The organism is Comamonas sp. 26 (genome assembly GCF_002754475.1).
Classification (GTDB): domain Bacteria; phylum Pseudomonadota; class Gammaproteobacteria; order Burkholderiales; family Burkholderiaceae_C; genus Comamonas.
This window is the reverse complement of sequence record NZ_PEFL01000001.1, coordinates 472169-491450: the sequence shown is the minus strand read 5'-3', so window position 1 is coordinate 491450 and position 19282 is coordinate 472169. Positions and strand designations below refer to the sequence as shown.

Below are 19282 nucleotides of genomic sequence, written 5' to 3'. Positions count from 1 at the left end.
GCTTCTGAAACGTCATTGCGCCGCCCCTTGATCAGCCCCTGGATATACACCATGAACCGCTGCACCACCGCTTTCCTCAATCGTCGTCTGTTTGGCTCCATCGCTCTGGCCGCTGCTGCCAGCGCCAGCCTGCTGGCTCAGGCCCAGGGCCTGCCGTCGAATGACACACGCAACTTCCCGCCAACCGCGCTGTTTGGCGAGCTGACGATCACCAACTTCCCCGAAGTCGCCATCAACGGCGGCGCCATCCGCACCACGCCGGGTTTTCGCCTGTTCAGCCAGGAACGTTCCGTCGTCTTTGCCCACAACTACGCGGGCCAGAAGATGCTGGTGGGCTATGTGATCGAGCCCCAGACTCAAGGCCTGCACACGGCCTGGATTCTGACGCCCGCCGAGATCGAAAAATACAAGCCGATACAGCTGCGCAGCTTGCTGCAACGCGTGTTTGGCAGCTGAATCAGCCACCGCTGACTGCTATTGATTTCAAAGCTGCTTGCGCTTTTTCTGCAAGCAGTTCAGACCGTTTATCTATTCAAACCAAGTTGTGGCGTGCGCTAGCCGCTATGACTTTGCGCTTGCAAACCCTGCAAGCGCTGCACCCGACACACCCTATAAGAGCGCCCCATGAGCAAAAAAGTCTTTATCAAAACCTTCGGCTGCCAGATGAACGAGTACGACTCGGACAAGATGGCCGACGTGCTGGGCGCAGCCCAGGGCTATGAATCCACCAACGACCCCGAGCAGGCCGACCTGATCCTGTTCAACACCTGCTCGGTGCGCGAAAAGGCGCAGGAGAAGGTGTTCAGCGACCTGGGCCGCTTCAAGCACCTGAAGGAAAAAGGCGTGCTGATCGGCGTGGGCGGCTGCGTGGCCAGCCAGGAAGGTGAAGAGATCATCAAGCGCGCGCCTTATGTGGACGTGGTGTTTGGCCCCCAGACCCTGCACCGCCTGCCCGAGCTGCTGAACGCACGCGCCGCCAAGGCCAAGCCCCAGGTCGATATCTCCTTTCCCGAGATTGAAAAGTTCGACCACCTGCCGCCCGCCCGCGTAGAAGGCGCATCGGCCTTTGTGTCGATCATGGAAGGCTGCTCCAAGTACTGCAGCTACTGCGTGGTGCCTTACACCCGTGGTGAAGAAGTCAGTCGCCCGTTCGAAGACGTGCTGGTGGAAGTGGCCGGTCTGATCGAGCAAGGCGTGAAGGAAATCACGCTGCTGGGCCAGAACGTGAACGCCTATCTGGGCAAGATGGGTGACACCAGCGAGGTTTGCGACTTTGCGCTGCTGCTGGAATATGTGTCCGAGATTCCCGGCATTGAGCGCATTCGCTACACCACCAGCCACCCCAACGAGTTCACACCCCGCCTGATCGAGGCTTACGCCAAGATTCCAAAGCTGGTCAGCCACCTGCACCTGCCCGTGCAGCACGGCAGCGACAAGATTTTGATGGCCATGAAGCGCGGTTACACCGCTATGGAATACAAGAGCACGATTCGCAAGCTGCGCGCCATTCGCCCCGATCTGGCGATGAGCAGCGACTTCATCGTGGGCTTCCCCGGCGAGACCGAAGAAGACTTCCAGAAGATGATGAAGCTCATCCACGATGTGCGTTTTGACAATTCTTTTAGTTTCATCTTCAGCCCCCGCCCCGGCACGCCTGCGGCCAATCTGCACGATGACACGCCGCATGAAGTCAAGCTGCGCCGCCTGCAGGAGCTGCAAGCCGTCATCAACAACAACATCAAGGAGATCAGCGAAGAGCGCGTGGGCACCGTGCAGCGCCTGCTGGTCGAAGGCGTGAGCAAGCGCGACGGCAGCGAGCTGATGGGCCGCACCGAGTGCAATCGCGTGGTCAACTTCCCCGGCCATGAGCGCCTGATCGGCCAGATGGTGGATGTAAAAATCACCGAAGCCAAAGCCTACACCCTGCGCGCTGAAGTGCTGGTCAAAGAATAAATCCAGCATCAACCGTTCAGAAATCAGCCTGCACTGCACCGTGCAGGCTTTTTTTGCGCCATTTTGCCGACACTTCTGACCCCATTCAGCAGATAGGATGGAGGGCATTGGGGCAACGACTGCCCCGGCACGAACTCTGGACACAATGAATCAAACTGCTGCACTTCAGGGTGATGCCCTGTTCGCTCTCATCGATAGGGCGCATGAACTGCTCAATGACTATCACGAAGATCACTCCAGCGCCATCAGCCGGCAAGACCGCGTTGCCGCTGCCGTAGAGCTGCTGGGGCAGCAAAACTTTGCCCCCGCCACGGTGCAAGAGCTGGAGCGTGTGCACGACTTCTGGCTTTATCTGGAGCAGCCCGAAACCGCCAACACCTTGCTGCAGCAGCACAGAGCCACGGTGCTGACCACCGGTGCCGACCTTGCCAGCGACTCAGCGGTGCGACTGGCGCTCAGCGATATTCAAAGCCGCATGGTCTTTGACAGGCCCGCCGCCACGGCCCTGCTCATGCCCGCAGCGCAGGCCATTGCCCGGCTGCCCGAAGACATAGACACCGACAACTTCTGGCATGGCTGGCAGTGGATGGCCGATGAGCTGCAAGCCTGGGACATTGCCGCCACGGGTATCGACCTGCACCGTGCCAGAGAACGAAGCAACCCCGATCTCGCCGCAGACACCGCCTATCTGGACGCCATCGCCTGCGTGCGCAAGGCCGCGCTGCTGCAAAAGAGCAACCCCGCAGCGGACATGAGCGGCATGGTGCAGACGGCCATCAACACCCTGCGCGATGCCACGCCCGAGCAAAGTGTGGACTTTGACTCCTGGATGACCCTGGCAGAGCATGCCCTGCCGCTGGCACCGCAAAGCCTGCCCGCGTTGCTCATGGCCTGCGAACAGCAGGTAGCGCGCACTGAAAGTCCTGCGCCATCGCAAGCCGTCAAAGCCCATCGACAGGTCAAAATCGTGCGCCTGCAGGCCAAAGCCTGCGCACAGGCTGGCCAGCTGGATGCCGCGCTGCAACTGGCACCACAAGGCCACTTTGGCCTGACCGACGATGAAGGCGACCCGTTCACCCCCACGCATCTGGGCTGGCTGGTGCAAGCCGATCGCATCAGCGAAGCCGCTGATCTGGCGCTTGAAAGCGTGCTGCACTCGCGCCCCGTGTCTGCCGTGGCCGCCTTCCAGCTCGCGCGGGAGCGTTTTGACAGCGACCCCGCTCACTCCATTACCTGGGCGCTGATTCTGGGCATCTCTCAGATTGATGAAGACATGCGCCAGTTGCTGGCGCAGGAAAGCCGCCCCCCGCACCCGGCAGACTTCTACCTGAACATGGCCCGCGCCGCCCAGCCGGGCCACCCGGCGCTGGCGCTGATTGACGGCATGAAACTGGCCAAAAAGCGCCAGTTTGAACAGGCCTTGCCTCTCCTGGAAGTGGGCGTGAGCCAGCATCCAGAACTGGCCGACGGCGACAAGCTTTCCTCCCTGTGGGCCGCCCGCTTTGCAGTCCTGCCGCTGGAAGAAGCATTGGCCCGCCCCTTCCCCGAAGCCTATGGCGGCCACTGGTGCTATGCGGCAGCCGTGGTGCTGGATGACCCCGATGATCTGGCACCCCTGATGGGCGGCAAGAAGAAAGTGCCGTCACAAGAAGTGCGCGAACCGCTGGTGGTGCGCTACTACGAGGAAGGCCTGCGCCGCTTCGAAAACTTCTGGGCCACGGGCAAAGGCATGTTCAAGGATGCAGACCTGCATGTGTACTCCATGCTCTGCAACAACCTGGCCATCAAGTACCGCTTCATGAACCGCTACGACGAGGCCGCTGAACTGCACCACAAGGGTCTGAACAGCAGCGCGTTTGCCGAGCACCACAACGGTCTGTTCTGGTGCGCGGTAGGCAAGGACGATGACACACAGACCGTGATCGAAGCCGAGCGTCTGTGGCACTTTGCGCTGGAGAACGGTTATGGCCGCCATGACCCTACGCGCTACTTCTCCACCGTCGCCATGTCGCTTTACAAGCTAGACCGTGATGACGAAATCACCATCTGGATGGAGCGTCTGGACCAGTGGTTCAGCGAGCTGGACGAAGACGATCAACGCAGCGAGCGCCGCGACTATCTGGCCTCGCTGATGTCCATGCTGGACTTTTTCTCCAGCACCCGGCCCGAGCAGGTACTGCCGCGCCTGCGCGCGCATCAGGAAGAGGTCATTGCCCTGCATGACTGCTATCCGCTACGCCGCATTGCCTGCGCGCTCGAAGCCTATCCCGAGCTGCTGGAGGAATCCGTGGAACTGCACAAGCAGGCCCACAGCTATCTGGACAAGGACGACGACGAAGACGAGCAGCGCATGTCGCGCGCGGGTATCGAACGCGCCGAGCGCAAGCTGGCCGAACGCGATGCCGCCCCTGCCTCTGGCCGCAAACCATGGTGGAAATTCTGGTGAGTCAAGCGCCCGACCACTCTGCCGCCGCCAGTGCCTACAAGGCTCGGGATGTCGTCAACGCCCCGGCCATCAAGCAGCGCATCAAGGAGCGCAGCACCGGGCGTGGCGACGCGCCGGATGTCGCCACCTGGCTGGGTAACCATTTCTACCGACATGTCGTGGGCAATCTGCAGGCCGATGAGCCCGGCGTGCAGCGCATTGCCGATGCCCAGCAGCTGCAGACCCTGATGGGCAGGCAAGAGCCACCCGCCTGGGCACTGGAGCGACTGGCGCGCAAGCAGTCTGGCTTTGACCTGCCCGACCTGTGGTGGGTGCTGCCGGACTCCGCCGCGGTGCTGACGCTGGAGACGCGGCTGGTGGAGTTTCTCTCCACCCGCAAGGGCACATCGCTGGAAGGCAAACTGCAGCGCGTAAACGCCCCGCAGGCACTGGCACGCTGGACGCTGGAACACCTGGCCTTCGAGCAAAAGCAAAACAGCGGCTGGATAGAGCACAGTCAAGAAGCCGTGCAAGGCATTCTGCGCGGCCAGCTGGGCACTTTTGTAGAGTTTCTTGGCAAGAGCCCCAAGGCCCGCCAGGAGATGGCTTATGAAAGCCAGATGATGGGCCACTGCGTGGGCCAGTTTGCCAGCCGCAAGACCTTTATCGGCGGCTATGGCGAGCATTATGCGGAAGGCCTTGAGTCAGGCCGCATGCGCCTGTTCAGCTACCGCACGGGTGCAGCTCAGCCACGCATCACCGTCAACGCCTTTTTGCAAAAAGACGGCAAGCTGAAAATTGAACAGATCAAAGGCAAGCAAAACCGTCCGCCCATTGCGCGCTATGTACCCGATGTGGTGACCTTGCTCAACCACCTTCCGCTCAATGACGAGGTGCCCGAAGACGCCGTGGCCATGGGCATTGTGCGACGCCCGCCCGATGTGCTGCTGGCCCACCCTGAGCTGGCACCCTGGTGCTCGGTGCAGGAGCTGCAGACCGACAACGAGCAGCTATGGCTGATGCAGCAGCACCCCAGCCTGCTTCCCCTGCTCAATCTGCAGTCCCCGCTGATGCAGTGGATGGTGGCGGCGCGCAAGGATTCGCTGGACAGCGAAGTCATTGAACGCATGCCCAAATCCACCGCCCTGAAACACACTTTGCAGATGGCCAAAAAACGCCCCCTGCGCGCCGGAGGCCGGGGATGAGCGGCTGGACGATTTTTTTCATCATCGTGGCACTGTTGTTCTTGATGCTGCGCAGAGGCTTCAAACGTCTTAACGAGGCCAAAAAACGCGGCGACATCATCAGCTACCAGGCGGGCAGCGATGAGCGCAACTGGGCGCTGGCGCTGGCCCACCCCATGGCCTACCACGCCATGCAGGGCGGTTTTGCCAGCGATCTCGGCGGCGCTGACGACGCACTGGCCAAACAGCTGCGCCCCATGATCTTGCACCACATGGGTCTGCGTACCGACCTGAACGACGAGCAAGTGCGCCTGCAATTGCCAGACGCTTTGCGCCAGCGCTGGTTCATGCTGGACTTGCAACGCCTGCAGCGCAGCGACGACGGCCGCGCTGCCATGGCTTTTGCCTGCGCGCGTGTGAGCTTTTTTGTGCGCAGCGCCCGGCTACTGGACTGGCTGGAAGACAGCATGCACTGGGAGGTTCTGCTGCTCAACGCCCAACGCGCCCAGCAATGCTTCAGCAACTGGCAGGAGTTTGGTCAGGCCTTTGCACAGGGGCGCGCACAATGGCTGGCCCTTGGCCGCAGCGATGTGCTAGGCAAGGCCTTCAGCCCCGAAGAAGTAGCGCAGTGGGTGACGGAAGAAAAACACCCCTGGCATGTGATGAGCTGGAGCTTGCCACTGGCAGCCAATGAATCGAACACTGCCATGCCGCTTGCTGCATAAGCGCAAAGCGCTATCAAAAACAAAGGGACTGTCAGGCAGTCCCTTTTTCATGTGCGCGGCAAAATTTCAGGAAAAGATGCTGCGAGCTTCGGTAAAGCGTTTGGCAAAGTAAACATTATCCATGCGCACCCGCTGCACGGTGCCGCCGCTGGATGGCGCATGCACAAACTGCCCGTTGCCGACGAAAATGCCCATGTGTGAATAGCGCCCGCCCAGGGTGTTGAAGAACACAAAGTCGCCGCGCATCAGATCACGCCCACCCACCACATTGCTGGCCTTAGCCCACTGCGATGTGGTGCGCGGCAGCCGCGTCTCGGTAATACCGCCCACGGCCCATTGAATCAAACCGCTGCAGTCAAAACCACCTTCGGGCGAGTTGCCGCCATAGGTATAGGGTGTATTGACCACCAGCATGGTGCGCGCCAGCAGTGACTCGCGCAGATCATCGGAAAGATTGAGCGCCTGGGGTGAGCGCGGGCCACCGGCTTGTGCGGCGGGCTTGGCCTTCTCCTTGGGCGCTGACGAGCAACCGGCCAGCACCGCAGCCAACGAGCCGAACAGCGCCAGCGTACAGGCGCGGCGGCCAGAGTTGAGTGCATTGCGTTCAACGTTCAGCGCTTCGCTGAGAGCGGTCTCGCCCTGCATGGGAGTCCAGACTTGTAGCTTCATGGATGGGCATGTTCGCAGAAAGCGCAGCCCAGCTCCAGCTTGAGGTCTGCGGCTTTATAAAAATGTGAGCTGATAGCGCAGATTCGGCTCACATTTACCAATAAAAACATATAAAGCCCAATTCAATAAAGCACCAGCAGCTCATTTTTTTATGAGCAAGCCATGAAAAAAGCGCCCCGTATGGAGCGCTTCTTGCAAGTGGGTAGAGCCGATCAGAAGGGCAGTTTGGGCATGCCGCCACCGCCCATCATGCCCTTCATGGCCTTCATGCCGCCCATCTTCTTCATCATCTTCATCAGGCCGCCGCCCTTGAACTTCTTCATCATGGTCTGCATTTGCTCAAACTCCTTGAGCAAACGGTTCACTTCCTGAACCTGCACGCCAGCGCCGTCAGCGATGCGTTTTTTGCGCGTGGCCTTGATGAGGGCGGGGTGCTTGCGTTCCTTGAACGTCATGGAGCAGATGATGCCTTCCTTGCGCTTGATTTCGCGCTCGGCCTTGTCCATGTCAACAGCACCGGCCTTGCCAGCCAGCTCGGCAGGCAACTTGTCCATCAACTGGGACAGACCACCCATGGACTTCATCTGCTGCAGCTGGGCCAGAAAGTCGTTCAGATCGAAGCCGTCGCCGCTTTTCAGCTTCTCGGCCATCTTCTGCGCGGCTTCCATGTCCACGCCCTTGGTGACCTGCTCGACCAGGGCCACGATGTCGCCCATGCCCAGCACACGCTGTGCGTGGCGGTCGGCATCGAAGACTTCCAGGCCATCGAGCTTTTCAGAGACACCGGCAAACTTGATGGGCGCGCCCGTGATCTGGCGCACGGACAGAGCCGCACCACCGCGCGAGTCGCCATCGAGCTTGGTCAGCACGATACCGGTCAGCGGAAGCGCTTCCTTGAAGGCCTTGGCGGTATTGATCGCATCCTGGCCCTGCATGGCATCGACCACGAACAAGGTTTCAACGGGCTTCAGGATGGAGTGCAAGTCCTTGATTTCAGCCATCAACAGTTCGTCAATGGCCAAGCGACCGGCCGTATCCACCAGCAGCACATCAAAGTAATGCTTTTTGGCGTAGTCCAGCGCAGCGATGGCGATGTCGCGGGGCTTTTGATCGGGCGTGGACGGGAACCACTCGGCACCAGCCTGTGCCGTCACGGTCTTGAGCTGCTCGATAGCAGCAGGGCGGTACACGTCACCCGAGACAGTCAGCACTTTCTTCTTGCGCTTTTCGATCAGGTGCTTGGCCAGCTTGGCGGTAGTGGTCGTCTTACCCGCGCCTTGCAGGCCGGCCATCAGGATGATTGCGGGCGGCTGGGCATTGAGGTTGATGTCCGCAACCCCCTCACCCATGGTGGCCGCCAGCTCTTTGTTGACGATAGAGACCAGCACCTGGCCGGGCTGCAGCGAGCTGATGACTTCCTGACCCAGCGCCTTTTCCTTGACGCGGGCAATGAAGTCGCGCACCACGGGCAGGGCCACGTCGGCCTCAAGCAGGGCCATGCGCACTTCGCGCAGCATGTCCTGCACGTTGGATTCGGTAATGCGGGCCTGGCCACGCATCTCCTTGACGAGGCGCGAGAGTTTATCGGTCAGTGCGGAGGCCATAGACAAAAAGCATTCGAAAGTTGTGGACAGACAAGAAACAGAGCGCGAGCCAGCATGCGCCAGTCGCCACACAGCCTGCTGACATTGCCGGGCCGTCCATCACCGAGACAAGGCAAAGCTGTGCGATTAAGGCATTTTACCCGCACCCCCTTCTATGGAGGGTGTTGGTGCCTGTTTACGCCTGCCCTGGCCCGGCTCTGTCACCCTTTTGTCTATGGCGACTCAGCAAAACTGCCCATCAAAGCACTGTTTCGCAGGGTTCTGGCGAGCTTGTGATTAAGTGCTGCGCAGGTAACGATCAACATCGTCACCCCGCTTCGAGGGGCTGCCACTAGTCCACTGGCACTCCCAAAATCCAAGGCGCTTCATGCCTGACCAGCTGCTGTACCGTCACTTTCTCGATCACTTCGCTGACGCCTTCTTTCTGAATGACGACTGTGGCCAATTGCTGGATGTCAATATGCAAGCCTGTGAAAGTCTGGGCTTCAACCGTGACGAGTTGCTGCTGAAGGTCCAGAACTTCTCAAAAAACTATGACGAGCAGGCGCTGATCGCTCTATGGAAATTGGTGAACCCGGGCGTCAATACCGTTGTGAAAAACCACCACACCCGTAAAAACGGCACGATTTACCCTGTCGAGGTCAAGATTGCATGGGCGTTGTTGCTCGCTTTGGTGGCGAAGAATTTGCGCTCATCCTGCACGGCCATACCGAGCCACAGACGCTTGTCGAACAGTTCCGCGAACGCGTGGTCCAGCTGGACATCGCCCGAACGGCAACGCACCTGACGGTCAGTTGCGGAGTGCTGACCATCGCACAGCCCACGCCGGAAACCTTTGAAGAATGGCTGCAAAAAGTCGATGAACTGCTTTACAAAGCCAAGACACAAGGCCGCAACCAGGTGCAGTCCGCGCTTTATGCGAAAAATTGACACGCCCGCACTCTCCTGCAAAAGATGAGTGCCAGCCAGCCGCACTATCATTGAACACATGCTTTCCCCACCGCTCACCGCAGCCAGCCCCATGGCCTGGATTTTGGCCATTGCGGCAGCCATTGCCTACGCCCTCCCCGCTCTTGCCACGCAACACCTGCAAGAAACAGGCGCGCGCCGCTGCCTGCGTCTGGCCTGGGCCTTGCACGCCCTGTTTTTGGGCTGGGGCCTGCTGGGCGAGTTTCCGCGCTTTGGCTTCGCCCCCGCACTCTCCATCACCGCTTGGCTGGTGCTGACCGTCTACGTGGTCGAGCAGCAGCTCTACCCCCAGCTCAGCTCGCGCTGGCCGCTGTCCATCATGGGCAGCTTGGCGGTCTTGCTGGCCGCGGTGTTTCCGGGCTCTGCTCTGCATGTCGATGCCTCGCCTTGGCTGCCGCTGCATCTGGCCCTTGGCATTGCTTCGTACGGACTGTTTGCCGCAGCCGTCGTCCACGCTGCGCTGATGAGCCATGCCGAGCGGCAGATGCGCCAAGGCGCTGACCACGATGGCGGCCTGCCCCTGCTCACACTGGAGCGCCTGACGTTCCGCTTTGTGGGCGCAGGCTTTATCTTGCTGACCGCCACGCTGGCTGCTGGCTGGTTTTTTGGTGAGCAGCTTTATGGCAAGAGCTGGGTGTGGAATCACAAGTCCGTGTTCTCCCTGCTCTCCTGGATCGCTTTTGCAGTGCTGCTGTTTGGCCGCAATCGCTTTGGCTGGCGCGGGCAAAGCGCCGTGCGCGTGCTGTATATCGGCGCCATCTTTCTGCTGCTGGCCTATGTGGGCTCGCGCTTTGTCGCTGAAGTTCTGCTGGAGCGCGTTGCATGAAGTACCTGCTCGTTTTGCTGGTCATCGTGGTGGCCATCGGCATCTGGCGCAATAAGCGCCGGGCCGAATTAACTGAGCGTAAAGCTGCTGGCCCCAGGCCCGCGCCAGCGCTCAAGCAACCGCAAAACATGGTGGCCTGCGCCCACTGCGGTCTTCACCTCCCTCAGGCAGATGCTGTGACCGACGGCGCAAGCCAGTACTACTGCAGCGCAGAGCACCGCAGCCTGGCGCAGCAATCGCGACCCTGAACCCATGGTGAATTCCGCTTCGCCCTGGCAGCACACCGTCATTCCGCTGGATACCGCCATTAGCCGCCGGGCCGATGCCAGCCTCAACGCCCCGTTTGTGCGTCTGTGGCAGGCATTTTTAAGCGGCCGCGTTTTTCTGGCACTCGCTTTAATCTTGCTGCAGGCTCTGAATCTGCAATTGCAAAGCATCAGCTCGCCGCTGGTCTGGCTGATCTGCATTGTCTATCTGATTCTGACCACGGTGCTGCGACTGTTGGCAGGCAAGCATTTGCCCGCACCGCGTGCCGCCCTGCAATGGCTGCCGGTGATCGGCGTAGACATTGCCGTGATTTTTCTGCTGCAGATTTCCCAGGTGGGCTCGCTCAACTACTCCGCCCTGCTGGCGATTCCCATCCTGATTTCTGCAGCCCTGGGCGGCCTGATGCTCGCGTTTGGGACCACGGCCTGTATTACGCTGCTGACGCTGACCCACACTTTCTGGCTCTACCGCGGCGGGCTCAGCGATGCCGCTCAGGCCTACTATCAGACCGCATTTTCTTCGGCGGGCTATTTCTGCGTAGCCTATCTCACGCATGAGCTGGCCAAACGCGTCAGGCGCGAGCGCTCTCAGGCACTTTTCAACCGCCTGCGCACGCAGACACAGGAGCAGGTCAACAGCCTGGTCATCAACCATTTCTCGGACGGTGTTCTGGTGGTTGACTCCAGCCTGCAAGTGCTGCAGGCCAACCCCGCCGCTCTGCAATTGCTGAATCTGCCCCCCGAACACACCCAGCCTTTCTCCCTGCAAGCACATAGCGGGTGGGAGCCTTTGGCGGATGCCGCGCAGGCCAGCTTTGCCCACGCCCGCCCTTTGTCGGCCACGATTCATCTGCAGGCCACCGAGCATCGCGGCCCCACGGGAATCAATGTGCGCACCCGCATCACCGAAGTTGCCGCGCCCTATCTGGATGAAGAGCCTCAGAATGAGCCAGGCCACTCACTCTGCGTCATGTTCCTGCACGACCTGCGCGAGATCGAAGCACAGCTGCGCACCGAAAAACTAGCATCCATGGGCCGTATGTCTGCTGCCGTGGCCCATGAGATACGCAACCCGCTGGCTGCGATTACGCAGGCCAATGCATTGTTGGCCGAAGACCTCGTCAGCCAGCCAGGCCCCCAGCAGCTTTGCCGCATCGTGGGCCAGAACGCAGACCGCCTGGCCCGCATTGCCGAAGAAATTCTCAATCTGGCACGGGTGCAGCAGGGTGTAGAAACCCATCAGGGCCAATCTCTGCCGCTCGATATGCTGCTCGCCCAGATCAGCCACGAATGGCGCGGGCAGTCCACGCCCTCTCGCCAGATTTTGCTGCAACTCAATGCAAGCACACGGAATATCGTGTTTGATGAGGAGCATCTGCGCCGCGTGCTGATCAATCTGCTGGACAATGCCCAGCGCCACCGCAGTCAGGCGGGCAATGAGGCCGGCCTACAGTTGGTCAGCGGCCATGGTCCGCTCAATACCCAGATGCCCGGCCTGCCTGAGGACGATATCTGCTGGTTCATGGTCTGGAGCAACGGCGCACCACTGGAAGCCAGCGTAGAGCGCCACCTGTTCGAGCCGTTTTTCTCCTCGCAAAGCCGCTCCAGCGGTCTGGGCCTGTATATCTGCCGCGAGCTATGTCAGCGCTACGATGCCACCATTAGCTACCTGCGCCTTGCCCGCAGCACGCCAGAAGGTAATGTCGATGGCAATGCATTTATCGTGACCCTGCGCAGCGGCCCGTCAACCCTCGCAAGCCGCACTCTTTTTGACTCGATCATGGTGTAAGCCTAGTGACCTTTTTGCCTACCGCATCCACAAGCGCCACCATTTTGGTGGTCGATGATGAGCCCGATCTGCGCACACTTTATGAGCTGACCTTGCTCAGGGAGGGCTATCGCGTAGAGACAGCTGGTTCGGTGCAAGAAGGCTCAGCACAGCTGCAAAGCCAGCACTTTGATGTAGTGATCACCGACATGCGACTGCCCGACGGCGTTGGCATGGAGTTGCTGCTGCTGCTGCGCGAGCAGTCGCGCACCGAGCGCTGTATCGTCATGACTGCCTACGGCTCTGCCGAAAATGCAGTCGAAGCCTTGCGCGCAGGCGCGTTTGACTATCTGACCAAACCTGTGGACCTACGCCAGTTCCGCCAGGTCGTTGCCTCTGCCGTTCAAGGCATTGGTGGCGTGCCCGCCCCCGCCTCCCCCCAAACGGCTGCAACAGCAGCCAGCGGCAACCAGGATCTCAACGCCAGCGCCCTACAGGCACTGGTGGGTAATTCTCAGGCCATGCAACTGGTCAAACAGCGCATTGCCAAGGTCGCCAAGGGAATGGCCCCGGTGCTGATTCATGGCGAGTCCGGCACGGGTAAAGAGCTGGTGGCCCGCGCCCTGCACGCCTGCAGCCAGCGTGCCAATGGCCCCATGGTGGCCGTGAACTGCGGTGCCATTCCTGAAAACCTGCTGGAGGCCGAATTCTTCGGTGCCCGCAAAGGCTCATACACCGGTGCGGCACAGGACAGGCCCGGCTACTTTCAGGCCGCACAGGGCGGCACGCTGTTTCTCGATGAAATTGGCGATCTGCCGCTGGCCATGCAGGCCAAGCTGCTGCGTGCCATTCAGGAGCGCAAGATTCGACCATTGGGCAGCACGCAGGAAGAGTCTGTCGATGTCCGCATCGTCAGTGCCACCCACCGTGATCTGGGCACCGGAGTTCAGACCGGAAACTTCCGTCAGGACTTGTACTACCGCCTCAATGTCATTGAAATCGAGCTGCCCGCCCTGCGTGAGCGCCGCGAAGACTTGAGCCTGCTGTGTCAGGCTCTGCTCAAAAAACTGGCCAAAGAATCGGGTCTGGCCACGCCAGCACTGGATGAAACAAGCCTCGCCCAGATCGCCTTGCTCCCCCTGCCCGGCAATGTGCGCGAACTGGAAAATGTGCTGCACCGCGCGATTGCGCTGGGCGATGATGGGCCGCTGCGCATTCCGCCAAACGGCCTGCAGTCCGGCAATGAAAGCGCAGCAAGCCGGGCATTGACCGCCGCGCCGCCCCCCCTGCAAGAAGCCCCCGCAGAAAGCCCAGCCGGCCTGCCCGAAAACCTGCAAGGCTGGCTGGACGAGCAAGAGCGCAGCATTCTGGTCAGAGCGCTGCAGGACAACGGTTTCAACCGCACCGCGACTGCTGCAAGACTCGGCATCAGCCTGCGCCAGATTCGTTACCGGATTGACCGTCTAGGCATAGACCTGCCCGCCGAGGGCGGCAAGCACCAAACTGACAATGCCTGATTCTGTGCCGCACGACGCCCCCCAATTACCAGAAAAGTCGCCAGACAAGTCTTTGGACTGGTCTTCCGGCTGGTACCAGCCTGCCCAGCAGCTCGCCTCTCCCAACTTTGGCCCCCGCCCTGATGGCGCACTGATCGACCTTGTTGTTCTTCACTCCATCAGCCTGCCGCCGGGCCAGTACGGTACAGGGGCCGTTCAGCAGCTTTTCAGCAATCAGCTGGACTGGGATGCCCACCCTTACTACCAAGGCATTCGCGGGCTGGAAGTATCAGCTCACTTCTTTATTACCCGCCAGGGCGAGATCTGGCAATTTGTCAGTTGCGATGACCGTGCATGGCACGCCGGCATCAGCCAGTGGCGGGGCCGTGACCGCTGCAACGACGACTCCATTGGCATTGAACTCGAAGGCCTTGAAGGCCTGAGCTTTGAAGCCCCTCAATATCAAGCCTTGCAGCAGCTTTGCCAGGCCATTGCCGCGCAATACGCCATTCGCTATATCGCCGGCCACGAACACATTGCACCGGGACGCAAGCAAGACCCCGGCACCGGCTTTGACTGGGCGCAACTTCAGCAGCAACTGAGCGCTGACAACGACACACAGGTCTGGGAATTTCCTTCACGCCCCGCCTGAAGCTCAAGGCCGCACATATATCAGGAGCATGTAGCGCCTGTTGTTCCGCGGTTTCAGATCGATATGCGACTGAAGACCACGACTGAATTGCGCAACCCGCTCATCTTTTAAGAGTAACCACTTCGACTTCTGAGCTCACATTCAAGCCCCCACTGTCAATGGTGCGCACGCAACATCTGTCGCCTGTAGCAAACACCTAAATTTTTTACAAATTTACGGCACTGAATCTGCTGCACCGCAACCACGCCACAGCCCTTGATTCATGCGGTATGAGGGCTTTTTTCAAGCTGTCAAGCGACTGCTCAAATGTCCATTTCAGTAGTTTCATCAGGTCAGCAAGATTGAAGAGCGATACACTACCGGTAGTGTTTGAGAGCGCCTTAGACCCCACATCTAGTGTTTACAAGTTGTGCACACCCTGTGCAAACCATGTGTAGACCTTGGCGCCAAATCTTGTTTTTGACGGCCTGCCCAGAGTGCAGGCCTTTGTCTGCTATCCACAAACTGATTCCGAGGAACTTATGCAAGAAGCGTTGAACTCACTGCCTTCTGCCGCGCCTGTCAGCGCAGCTGATTCTTCCTCCCAAAATGACAACTACCAGATCATTCGCCGCAGCGGTGATGTGGTGGCGTTCGCCCCACAGAAGATTGCCATCGCCCTGACCAAGGCCTTTCTGGCCGTGCGCGGCGCACAAGGCGCTGCGTCTGCCAGCGTTCGCGATACCGTCAACGAACTGACCGAAGGCGTGGTGCGCGCTCTGTTGCGCTCGCGCCCTGAAGGCGGCACCTTCCACATTGAAGATGTGCAGGACCAGGTTGAGCTGGGCCTGATGCGCGGTGGTCACCAGGATGTGGCCCGCGCCTATGTGCTGTACCGCGAGCGCCGCAACCAAGAGCGCGCCGAGCAGAAGAAGGCCGCCGAAGTGGCCGCTGCTGCAGTCTCGGCCAAGCCCGTGCTGCATGTGACCGAAAACGGCCAGCGCGTGCCTCTGAACCAGGAACTGCTGGAAGCCCTGATCCAGTCGTCTTGCCGCAACCTGAATGCTGACATTCAGGCTGCGCCCATCATGGCTGAGACCCTCCGCAACCTCTACGACGGCGTGCCGCTGGCCGAGGTCTACAAGGCATCCATTCTGGCTGCCCGCACGCTGATCGAAAAAGATCCCGACTACACCTACGTCACCGCCCGCCTGTTGCTGCACACCATCGTGCGCGAAGTCATGCTGCGCGATGTGCAGCCTGCCGACATGCAGACCGCCTACGCCGAGTACTTCCCTGGCTTCATCCAGAAGGGCGTGGACAACGAACTGCTCAACCCCGAGCTGCTGAACTACGACCTGCCCCGCCTGGCCAAGGCCCTGAAGGCCGAGCGCGACGAACAGTTCGACTACCTGGGTCTGCAGACGCTGTACGACCGCTACTTCCTGCACGTCAAGAAGACCCGCATCGAGCTGCCCCAGTCCTTCTTCATGCGCGTGGCCATGGGCCTGGCGCTGCAGGAAGATGACCGTAACGCGCGCGCCATCGAGTTCTACGAGCTGCTGTCGTCGTTCGACTTCATGTCGTCCACCCCCACGCTGTTCAACAGCGGCACACTGCGCTCGCAGCTGTCGTCCTGCTACCTGACCACCGTGCCCGACGATCTGGACGGTATCTACGAATCCATCAAGGAAAACGCCCTGCTGTCCAAATTTGCGGGCGGTCTGGGCAATGACTGGACACGCGTGCGTGCTCTGGGTTCGCGCATCAAGGGCACGAACGGCGAGTCGCAAGGCGTTGTGCCTTTCCTCAAGGTCGTCAACGACACGGCCGTGGCCGTGAACCAGGGCGGCAAGCGCAAGGGCGCTGTCTGTACCTATCTGGAAACATGGCACCTGGATATTGAAGAGTTCCTGGAGCTGCGCAAGAACACCGGCGATGACCGCCGCCGCACTCACGACATGAACACGGCCAACTGGATTCCAGACCTGTTCATGAAGCGCGTGATGGAAAAGGGCAACTGGACTCTGTTCTCGCCCTGTGACGTACCCGACCTGCACGACCTGTTTGGCGCCGAGTTCGAGAAGGCCTACCTGGCCTACGAAGCCAAGGCTGCTGCCGGTGAACTCAAGCTGCACAAGACACTGCCCGCCACCGACCTGTGGCGCAAGATGCTCTCGATGCTTTTCGAGACCGGCCACCCCTGGATCACCTTCAAGGATCCTTGCAACATCCGTTCGCCCCAGCAACACGTGGGCGTGGTGCACTCGTCCAACCTGTGCACCGAGATCACACTGAACACCAGTGACACCGAAACGGCTGTCTGCAACCTGGGTTCCGTGAACCTGGTTCAGCACATCAAGGACGGCAAGATCGACCACGACAAGCTGCGCAAGACGGTGACCACCGCCATGCGCATGCTGGACAACGTCATCGACATCAACTACTACGCCGTGGCCAAGGCCAAAGAATCCAATCTGCGCCACCGCCCTGTGGGCATGGGCCTGATGGGCTTCCAGGATGCGCTGTATGAAATGCGCACCGCCTACGCCAGCCAGGGCGCAGTCGAATTCGCTGACCAGGCCATGGAAGCGATCTGCTACTACGCCTACTGGGCCTCGACCGAGCTGTCCAAGGAACGCGGCACTTACTCCACCTTCAAGGGCTCGCTGTGGGATCAGGGCATCCTGCCCCCAGACACCCTGAAGCTGCTGGAAAAGGCCCGCGGCGGCTATGTGGAAGTGGACCGCTCCGCTCAGATGGACTGGGATGCTCTGCGCGCAAAAATAGCCAAGGACGGCATGCGCAACAGCAACTGCGTGGCCATTGCGCCTACGGCCACCATCTCCAACATCGTGGGTGTGGATGCATCGATCGAACCTTCGTTCGGCAACCTGTCCGTGAAGTCCAACCTGTCGGGCGAGTTCACCGTCATCAACCAGTACCTGGTGCGTGACCTGAAGCGTCTGGGCCTGTGGGATGACGTGATGGTCATGGACCTGAAGCACTTCGACGGCTCGCTGCGTGCCATCGACCGTGTGCCAGAAGAGATCAAGAGCCTCTACGCCACCGCGTTTGAAGTCTCGCCCGAATGGCTGGTGGAAGCAGCCTCGCGTCGCCAGAAGTGGATCGATCAGGCCCAGAGCCTGAACATCTACATGGCTGGTGCATCGGGCAAGAAGCTGCACGACACCTATATGCTGGCATGGGTTCGTGGCCTCAAGACCACCTACTACCTGCGCACCACCAGCGCGACCCAGATTGAAAAGTCGACGGTCCAAAGCCGCACGCTGAATGCGGTGTCCTCCGCTGCTCCTGCGGCTGCCAAGCCTGCGATGAGCGCGCTGGAAGCTGCCGCTGCTGCTGCACGTGCACAGGCTCCTGCAACGGATGTGAAGTTCTGCGCGATTGACGACCCAGGCTGCGAGGCCTGCCAGTAATTAACGACACCCCCTGAGGCGCTTTGCGCCTTCCCCCTCTCACTACGCGCTGCGCGCTACGGGAGGGGGACGACACCTTCGCCGCAAGGCGGCTCTTGCTCGGTGTCTCTGGGGTGGATAGCGCCAGTTTTGAACTGACGCTTAAAAATTAGATGAATCTAAAGGCTGGATGTCGATTGCATTGCACCCAGCTTTTTCCCATTAAGGAATACCTTCATGCTGAGCTTTGACGACGACACCTTTGCCCCTTCCGCTGCCAGCGCAGAAGCCGAAGCACCGACCACTCACAAGCGCGTGAATGCTGCAGACAAGCGCATCATCAACGCCAAGACCGACGTGAACCAGCTGGTTCCCTTCAAGTACAAGTGGGCCTGGGAAAAGTATCTGGCCACCTGCGCCAACCACTGGATGCCGCAGGAAGTGAACATGACCCGCGACATCGCTTTGTGGAAGGACCCCAATGGTCTGACCGAAGACGAGCGCCGCATCATCAAGCGCAACCTCGGCTTCTTCGTGACCGCAGACTCGCTGGCCGCCAACAACATCGTGCTGGGCACCTACCGCCACATCACTGCCCCCGAGTGCCGCCAGTTCCTGCTGCGCCAAGCGTTTGAAGAAGCCATTCACACACACGCCTACCAGTACATCGTGGAGTCGCTGGGTCTGGATGAATCGGAAATCTTCAACGCCTACAACGAAGTCAAATCCATCCGCGACAAGGATGAGTTCCTGATCCCCTTCATCGAAGCGATCATGGACCCGAACTTCAAGACCGGCACGCACGAAACCGACCAGACCTTGCTCAAGTCGCTGATCGTTTTTGCCTGCCTGATGGAAGGTCTGTTCTTCTACGTGGGCTTCACGCAAATTCTGGCACTGGGTCGTCAGAACAAGATGACCGGCGCTGCAGAGCAGTACCAGTACATCCTGCGCGACGAGTCCATGCACTGCAACTTCGGCATCGACTTGATCAACCAGCTCAAGCTCGAAAATCCCAACCTGTGGACAGCCGAGTTCAAGCAGGAAATCACAGCGCTGTTCCAGAAAGCTGTCGAGCTCGAATATCAGTACGCTGAAGACACCATGCCACGCGGCGTACTGGGCATGAACGCATCGATGTTCAAGGGCTATCTGCGCTACATCGCCAACCGCCGCGCCACGCAAATTGGTCTGGAAGAGTTGTTCCCCGGCGAAGAAAATCCCTTCCCTTGGATGAGCGAGATGATCGATTTGAAGAAAGAACGTAACTTCTTTGAGACACGAGTGATCGAGTATCAAACCGGAGGCGCACTTTCTTGGGATTAATTGCTTCTAAGCAGGCACAAT

Annotated in this window: 16 protein-coding genes; 14 read left to right on the top strand and 2 right to left on the bottom strand. The window is 59.9% G+C overall.

Annotation, left to right across the window (positions count from 1 at the left end):
- Positions 1-51: 51 nt before the first annotated feature.
- The 5 genes from CLU84_RS02295 to CLU84_RS02275 all read left to right on the top strand — a co-directional run bounded on the left by CLU84_RS02295 (position 52) and on the right by CLU84_RS02275 (position 6287).
- Entirely contained in the window at positions 52-456 is a 405-nt protein-coding gene (locus CLU84_RS02295) for a hypothetical protein (protein WP_099735751.1), read from the top strand.
- Positions 457-624: 168 nt separating this feature from the next.
- Positions 625-1953, top strand: a complete 1329-nt coding sequence (gene miaB, locus CLU84_RS02290; protein ID WP_099735750.1) for a tRNA (N6-isopentenyl adenosine(37)-C2)-methylthiotransferase MiaB — start codon at positions 625-627, stop codon at positions 1951-1953.
- 145 nt (positions 1954-2098) lie between these two features.
- Positions 2099-4399 carry a hypothetical protein gene (locus CLU84_RS02285; RefSeq protein ID WP_099735749.1) on the top strand — a complete coding sequence of 767 codons (2301 nt, stop codon included), beginning with the start codon at positions 2099-2101 and terminating at the stop codon, positions 4397-4399.
- Entirely contained in the window at positions 4381-5583 is a 1203-nt protein-coding gene (locus CLU84_RS02280) for a hypothetical protein (RefSeq protein WP_099735748.1), read from the top strand. The genes CLU84_RS02285 and CLU84_RS02280 overlap by 19 nt, the downstream gene beginning before the upstream one ends.
- Positions 5580-6287 (top strand): DUF1266 domain-containing protein, encoded by a 708-nt coding sequence (locus CLU84_RS02275; RefSeq protein ID WP_099735747.1) that lies wholly within the window; start codon positions 5580-5582, stop codon positions 6285-6287. Before CLU84_RS02280 ends, CLU84_RS02275 begins: the two co-directional genes overlap by 4 nt.
- Positions 6288-6353: 66 nt before the next feature.
- Here CLU84_RS02275 and CLU84_RS02270 read toward each other — a convergent pair whose 3' ends face one another.
- Together CLU84_RS02270 and ffh are read right to left on the bottom strand one after the other, a co-directional pair.
- Positions 6354-6956: a C40 family peptidase gene (locus CLU84_RS02270; RefSeq protein ID WP_233209903.1), complete on the bottom strand. Its 603-nt coding sequence runs from the start codon at positions 6954-6956 to the stop codon at positions 6354-6356.
- 212 nt (positions 6957-7168) lie between these two features.
- Positions 7169-8560, bottom strand: a complete 1392-nt coding sequence (gene ffh, locus CLU84_RS02265; protein ID WP_099735745.1) for a signal recognition particle protein — start codon at positions 8558-8560, stop codon at positions 7169-7171.
- A gap of 367 nt (positions 8561-8927) precedes the next feature.
- On the opposite strand from ffh, the gene CLU84_RS02260 reads away from it, so the two are divergent.
- The 9 genes from CLU84_RS02260 to CLU84_RS02220 all read left to right on the top strand — a co-directional run bounded on the left by CLU84_RS02260 (position 8928) and on the right by CLU84_RS02220 (position 19261).
- Positions 8928-9347, top strand: coding sequence for a PAS domain S-box protein (locus tag CLU84_RS02260; RefSeq protein ID WP_099735744.1), 420 nt, complete (start codon positions 8928-8930; stop codon positions 9345-9347).
- Positions 9254-9490 (top strand): diguanylate cyclase, encoded by a 237-nt coding sequence (locus tag CLU84_RS22300; protein ID WP_233210064.1) that lies wholly within the window; start codon positions 9254-9256, stop codon positions 9488-9490. Before CLU84_RS02260 ends, CLU84_RS22300 begins: the two co-directional genes overlap by 94 nt.
- A gap of 58 nt (positions 9491-9548) precedes the next feature.
- Positions 9549-10355, top strand: a complete 807-nt coding sequence (locus CLU84_RS02250; protein ID WP_099737821.1) for an inner membrane protein YpjD — start codon at positions 9549-9551, stop codon at positions 10353-10355.
- Positions 10352-10603 (top strand): PP0621 family protein, encoded by a 252-nt coding sequence (locus CLU84_RS02245; RefSeq protein WP_099735742.1) that lies wholly within the window; start codon positions 10352-10354, stop codon positions 10601-10603. Before CLU84_RS02250 ends, CLU84_RS02245 begins: the two co-directional genes overlap by 4 nt.
- Before the next feature lie 4 nt (positions 10604-10607).
- Entirely contained in the window at positions 10608-12410 is a 1803-nt protein-coding gene (locus CLU84_RS02240) for a PAS domain-containing sensor histidine kinase (RefSeq protein WP_099735741.1), read from the top strand.
- A 14-nt stretch (positions 12411-12424) separates the two neighbouring features.
- Complete coding sequence (locus CLU84_RS02235; RefSeq protein WP_369826850.1) at positions 12425-13906, top strand: sigma-54-dependent transcriptional regulator; 1482 nt, start codon at positions 12425-12427, stop codon at positions 13904-13906.
- Positions 13899-14537, top strand: coding sequence for a 1,6-anhydro-N-acetylmuramyl-L-alanine amidase AmpD (gene ampD / locus CLU84_RS02230; RefSeq protein ID WP_099735739.1), 639 nt, complete (start codon positions 13899-13901; stop codon positions 14535-14537). Before CLU84_RS02235 ends, ampD begins: the two co-directional genes overlap by 8 nt.
- Positions 14538-15058: 521 nt before the next feature.
- The gene (locus CLU84_RS02225) at positions 15059-17956 is read left to right on the top strand and encodes a ribonucleoside-diphosphate reductase subunit alpha (RefSeq protein WP_099735738.1); all 2898 of its coding nucleotides are present in this window, start codon (positions 15059-15061) and stop codon (positions 17954-17956) included.
- A 216-nt stretch (positions 17957-18172) separates the two neighbouring features.
- Positions 18173-19261: a ribonucleotide-diphosphate reductase subunit beta gene (locus tag CLU84_RS02220; protein WP_099735737.1), complete on the top strand. Its 1089-nt coding sequence runs from the start codon at positions 18173-18175 to the stop codon at positions 19259-19261.
- Positions 19262-19282 lie beyond the last annotated feature (21 nt).

What these genes read in the sequence shown, in the direction of transcription:
- CLU84_RS02295 (WP_099735751.1), top strand. Translation starts at nt 52, where the DNA reads ATGAACCGCTGCACCACCGCTTTCCTCAATCGTCGTCTGTTTGGCTCC.
- miaB (WP_099735750.1), top strand. Translation starts at nt 625, where the DNA reads ATGAGCAAAAAAGTCTTTATCAAAACCTTCGGCTGCCAGATGAACGAG.
- CLU84_RS02285 (WP_099735749.1), top strand. Translation starts at nt 2,099, where the DNA reads ATGAATCAAACTGCTGCACTTCAGGGTGATGCCCTGTTCGCTCTCATC.
- CLU84_RS02280 (WP_099735748.1), top strand. Translation starts at nt 4,381, where the DNA reads ATGGTGGAAATTCTGGTGAGTCAAGCGCCCGACCACTCTGCCGCCGCC.
- CLU84_RS02275 (WP_099735747.1), top strand. Translation starts at nt 5,580, where the DNA reads ATGAGCGGCTGGACGATTTTTTTCATCATCGTGGCACTGTTGTTCTTG.
- CLU84_RS02270 (WP_233209903.1), bottom strand. Translation starts at nt 6,956, where the DNA reads ATGAAGCTACAAGTCTGGACTCCCATGCAGGGCGAGACCGCTCTCAGC.
- ffh (WP_099735745.1), bottom strand. Translation starts at nt 8,560, where the DNA reads ATGGCCTCCGCACTGACCGATAAACTCTCGCGCCTCGTCAAGGAGATG.
- CLU84_RS02260 (WP_099735744.1), top strand. Translation starts at nt 8,928, where the DNA reads ATGCCTGACCAGCTGCTGTACCGTCACTTTCTCGATCACTTCGCTGAC.
- CLU84_RS02250 (WP_099737821.1), top strand. Translation starts at nt 9,549, where the DNA reads ATGCTTTCCCCACCGCTCACCGCAGCCAGCCCCATGGCCTGGATTTTG.
- CLU84_RS02245 (WP_099735742.1), top strand. Translation starts at nt 10,352, where the DNA reads ATGAAGTACCTGCTCGTTTTGCTGGTCATCGTGGTGGCCATCGGCATC.
- CLU84_RS02240 (WP_099735741.1), top strand. Translation starts at nt 10,608, where the DNA reads ATGGTGAATTCCGCTTCGCCCTGGCAGCACACCGTCATTCCGCTGGAT.
- ampD (WP_099735739.1), top strand. Translation starts at nt 13,899, where the DNA reads ATGCCTGATTCTGTGCCGCACGACGCCCCCCAATTACCAGAAAAGTCG.
- CLU84_RS02225 (WP_099735738.1), top strand. Translation starts at nt 15,059, where the DNA reads ATGCAAGAAGCGTTGAACTCACTGCCTTCTGCCGCGCCTGTCAGCGCA.
- CLU84_RS02220 (WP_099735737.1), top strand. Translation starts at nt 18,173, where the DNA reads ATGCTGAGCTTTGACGACGACACCTTTGCCCCTTCCGCTGCCAGCGCA.